The 4,139-nt window shown below is 40.9% G+C and carries 5 protein-coding genes and 1 pseudogene; 1 reads left to right on the forward strand and 5 read right to left on the reverse strand.

Annotation, left to right across the window (positions count from 1 at the left end; all coding sequences use genetic code 11):
* Window positions 1-3 precede the first annotated feature (3 nt).
* Window positions 4-600 (reverse strand): VOC family protein, encoded by a 597-nt coding sequence (locus IQ236_RS27360; RefSeq protein ID WP_190525133.1) that lies wholly within the window; start codon window positions 598-600, stop codon window positions 4-6.
* 138 nt (window positions 601-738) lie between these two features.
* On the opposite strand from IQ236_RS27360, the gene IQ236_RS27365 reads away from it, so the two are divergent.
* Window positions 739-1,146 carry a gamma-glutamylcyclotransferase family protein gene (locus IQ236_RS27365; protein ID WP_190525131.1) on the forward strand — a complete coding sequence of 136 codons (408 nt, stop codon included), beginning with the start codon at window positions 739-741 and terminating at the stop codon, window positions 1,144-1,146.
* A 77-nt stretch (window positions 1,147-1,223) separates the two neighbouring features.
* Here IQ236_RS27365 and IQ236_RS27370 read toward each other — a convergent pair whose 3' ends face one another.
* The 4 genes and pseudogenes from IQ236_RS27370 to IQ236_RS27385 form a co-directional block, all read right to left on the reverse strand.
* A complete protein-coding gene (locus IQ236_RS27370; protein WP_190525123.1) occupies window positions 1,224-1,748 on the reverse strand; it encodes an anti-sigma factor family protein in 525 nt (174 codons plus the stop codon).
* 158 nt (window positions 1,749-1,906) lie between these two features.
* Complete coding sequence (locus IQ236_RS27375; protein WP_190525121.1) at window positions 1,907-2,563, reverse strand: sigma-70 family RNA polymerase sigma factor; 657 nt, start codon at window positions 2,561-2,563, stop codon at window positions 1,907-1,909.
* Window positions 2,564-2,985: 422 nt separating this feature from the next.
* Window positions 2,986-3,663, reverse strand: coding sequence for a 5'/3'-nucleotidase SurE (gene surE / locus IQ236_RS27380; RefSeq protein WP_193872375.1), 678 nt, complete (start codon window positions 3,661-3,663; stop codon window positions 2,986-2,988).
* Window positions 3,664-3,783: 120 nt separating this feature from the next.
* A pseudogene (locus IQ236_RS27385) lies at window positions 3,784-4,139 on the reverse strand (ATP-dependent DNA helicase RecG); the annotation flags it as partial.

Here is a 4,139-nt window from a genome sequence, read left to right on the forward strand (position 1 = left end):
CCTCTAACTCTTAACTTCCGTCATCTCAATAACCCGATTATCTAAATCTTTAACTAAAAAATTTAACGGTCTTTCGCTACGAATTTTATGCTTGACCCCTCGCAATTGTACCCGCATTAAAATTTGTTCTAAACAATCTCGATCAAAACAAACATGACGTTCTTGATCTTTAGACCCATAACTCGCACCCCCAATAATATGTAACTGAGTGTTTTTCATCAGTTGATACCATAGTCCCTCAGTCCCCTGCATTTTAGTCGCCGCACTCCCCACAGGGGTAGACAGATAAAGCGGATCAATTCCCGTTGCTCCTAAAGTTTGTTCATAGTTATAGTAATAATGCAAAGGAACATCTGCTACAGACAATCCTAATAAACCTTCATAAAAATCCTTGGCCACATTCAAATCCGAAACCATAATGGTATGAACTTTAGGAGCACTGGTTAAAAACATCCACATCGCAACCGCATAAGCAGCCAGCAACATCACCATCACGCCCTGGGTGGAAAAAATACCGTCAAACAGGGGAAATTCCGGGAAAAACGCACTTAACGGTAAGGTATGAACTGAAAAATCGATTAAATTAACGGCTATCAGCATGAATAAATTCAGAAGTAAAAAACAAACTCAACCCGAACCCATCATCGCCTTCATCTCAAGGGTTAAGATGATCAGCTATTAATCATGTTAACAAAAAGTTTTAACAACTTTCTCAAATCCAGACAGGATAGCCAAACGATGACAAATCTCATTCATGTATTTGTATATGGTACGCTCAAACCGGGGGAAAGCAATTATCTGCGCTATTGTCAGGGACGGGTCATCGCCCAGCGTCCTGCTGTAGTTCAGGGAAAACTCTATGATTTATCTTTAGGGTATCCAGGGTTGGTTGCTGGGGATGGCATTGTGCAGGGAGTGATTTTATCTTTTTCAGACCCCAATATTTTTATAGATTTAGATCAATTGGAAGATTATCAACCCCACCGTCCCCCGGAAGAAAATGAATATCAGCGCCAACAAATTCCCGTATTCGATCTCAATCATCAACCCTTGGGCTTAGTTTGGGCTTATCTGATGGACATGACAAAAGTTCAGGTTTATTCAGGGGTTTTGATTCCTGATGGATGTTGGAAAAATCGAGATTAAGTGTTAAAAAAACTCTAGGGACACAGTAATTTTGTATCCCTAGAGTTCTATTATTTTAATTAACAAAAACAAACGGCTTAATCAGTTGGTGTAGAAACAGCAGCTTTCGGAATTGGAATAATCGGTTGATCTACACTAATACTAACTGCATTCGGATTAACAATGGGAATTAGAGGTTCATTCAAGGCTATTTGTAAGGGTTCTGAATCATTCAAATTTTGAGATTGAGCCACCATTGCCACTCGCCCCAAATTGCCAGAAACCGTCATCACTAATAATGCAGCGATCGCAGTTCCCCCCCAAGATATTATAACACGAGTTCTTTGATTTAGGCGTTGGAAAACACGGTTAGCGAGTTGTTGCACCGAGGAATGGGAGGCGGGAACAGGTGCGGCTTGTAAGCGAGAACGAAGTTGCAGCAGTTGTAAATAAACTGCTTTAATTTGAGGGTCATGATCTAGCCAAGCTTGAACTTGACGGCGTTCTGAAACCGTCGTTTCTCCATCAACGTAGGCACTCAGTAATTGAAACTGTTGAGGGTCAAGTAGATGCCCCTGGAGGGTTGAGTTAATTTGTGGTTCTGGCTCAAAATTGTGCTTCATCGGAACACCCCCATTCACCAAGTATGAAATTCGACATGAAATTAGACAAACTCAATTCAGCTTATAGTTGGGGGAAAAGTCATGAAAAATAGGGCTTGAAACCTATATAACTATTGTATCGGTAAAATCCACCAATTGCACCCCCTCACGCCAATTTTTTACGGATTCAGATAAACTTGTAAATCGGCTTGTAACCGTTGACGAGCTCTGGCAATTCTTGATTTTACCGTTCCCAGGGAAACTCCTGTAATTTCAGCTATTTCTTCATAAGCTAATCCTTCAATTTCTCGCAAAACAATCGTTGTCCGAAAAACTTCGGGTAAATCAGCAATGGCATCTCGAAGATGGCTATAAAATTCACGGGTAGCCATATCTTCATCGGGGCCCGGACTATCGGCGGCAATTTCCCAGTCCATTTCTCCATCTTCAATATTGCGCGGTGCATCTAAAGAAAGGGGAGGTTTTACTCGTTTACGTTTGCGGAGTTCATCGTAAAATAAATTAGTCGCAATTCGGCTTAACCATCCTCGAAATTTTACGGGTTCTTGCAAACGTTTAATATTACGATACACCCGAATCCAGATTTCTTGAGCCAAGTCTGCTCGATCTTGCCAATCTGGGGCTAGGTGATAGAGAATTTTATCAACATGGGATTGATAGCGGCGAAGTAGTTCTGTAAACGCGGCTCGGTCAGGACAAATTCCCTGTTGACAACGCAAAACCAAATCAGAATTTGACAGTTGTTCAAGGGGGATTTGCTCTAGGGGGATAGAGACTTCAGCCGTAGACCAAGAAATAGGGATAGATTGGCTCATGGGTGGAACTCGGTTGATGAAAAATTCCGTTAGTGATGACGTCACCCGGATTACTTAGGTTCCTCGGTTTAAACTCCTGAAGAGTTATGATACCTAGGATAGAGGATGAGTATTTTCACTTAACGGGTGGTTTTCCCCTAATCTTAAAGGAATTTGCCATCGGTTGCATGAAAATTTTCTCATCAAATCCGGGTTTTTATTGTATTAAAGAATACATTGATTTAAGTTAATTTTCAGGAACCCTAGAAATAGTAATTAGGAGTTGAATAAAATTAACCTACCTATCTCAAGAACTTGAAAGCCGGTCAATTTCCAACTGTTTTTGTTGCCTATAGCAAGATTGCCTATTGCCCATTCGTCGTAATTCGTAATTCGTAATTCGTAATTCGTAATTCCCTCTTCCCTCTTCCCTCTTCCCGACTCTACAATTTAATTAATGTCACCGCTATTTTTCCTCGGAAACACACCTCGACATCGGTTCCTTGTTCATAGATGCGATCGCTATAATTTCCGTGATAATAAAAATAATCTCCTTCTCTTCTATAGTTAATGGGTAAAGATTGAGTTCCTAATTTACAAAATACAATATCAGGGTCGGGTTCTTCCGGTTCCAAATAGGGAAAATTAACATTCCAAAAATATCCCCGTTGGGGAGGATGTTTCATTAATTCTTCTAAGACTAAACTAGCCCAACGAGTTGCCGTTTTCCAGTTTACCGGTTTTCCGCCTTTGCGATATTGGGATAAAGCGATCGCTGGAATTCCCTGAATTGCCGCTTCCCGCACCGCCGCCACCGTTCCCGAAATATACACATCAACCCCCATATTTCCCCCTGGATTAATTCCTGAAATCACCCAACTTAAATCAGGACAAAGATGAGATACCGCTAATCGAATACAATCGGCTGGAGTTCCCCCAATTGCATATTCAATTTTCGACCGTTTTTCAACATGAATTCCTTGGTGAGTTGTAACTTGATGCCCACATTGAGAATATTCTTTATTGGGAGCAATCAAAATTTTATCACCAGAAATTGCTTTCCCCAAGGCTCGAATTCCGGGTGCATCAATGCCATCATCATTCGTTAATACTATTTTCATTTTTTTTTAAGGGAACAGGGAACAGGGAATAGGGAATTACGAATTACGAATTACGACGAATGGGCAATGGGCAATGGACAATAGAAAGAGTGTACTGTTTTAATCTAATACTCTATTCAATTAAGTTAAAATACTACCTCCCATCATCTTAAGATAACGACGATTTAATTCCTCCCGCATTAATGGCCAACTGTGTAAGGTTCCATCTTTTTCTAAAACTTTTTGTGCAGCTTCCCTGGCTAATTGTAACACCTCTTGATCCTCCACTAAACTGGCTAAAGCAAAATCCGGTAAACCCGATTGACGAGTGCCTAAAACTTGTCCTGGCCCCCGCAATTGTAAATCCATTTCTGCTATCAAAAACCCATCCTGAGATTGTTCTAAAACTTGTAACCGTTGTCTGGCTTCTGGGGTAGACCCTCCTAACAATAATAAACAATAGGATTTATCTTTCCCTCGACCCACCCGCCCCCGTA

The organism is Planktothrix mougeotii LEGE 06226 (assembly GCF_015207485.1).
Lineage (GTDB): Bacteria > Cyanobacteriota > Cyanobacteriia > Cyanobacteriales > Microcoleaceae > Planktothrix.

What these genes read in the sequence shown, in the direction of transcription:
- IQ236_RS27360 (WP_190525133.1), bottom strand. Translation starts at nt 600, where the DNA reads ATGCTGATAGCCGTTAATTTAATCGATTTTTCAGTTCATACCTTACCG.
- IQ236_RS27375 (WP_190525121.1), bottom strand. Translation starts at nt 2,563, where the DNA reads ATGAGCCAATCTATCCCTATTTCTTGGTCTACGGCTGAAGTCTCTATC.
- surE (WP_193872375.1), bottom strand. Translation starts at nt 3,663, where the DNA reads ATGAAAATAGTATTAACGAATGATGATGGCATTGATGCACCCGGAATT.
- IQ236_RS27365 (WP_190525131.1), top strand. Translation starts at nt 739, where the DNA reads ATGACAAATCTCATTCATGTATTTGTATATGGTACGCTCAAACCGGGG.
- IQ236_RS27370 (WP_190525123.1), bottom strand. Translation starts at nt 1,748, where the DNA reads ATGAAGCACAATTTTGAGCCAGAACCACAAATTAACTCAACCCTCCAG.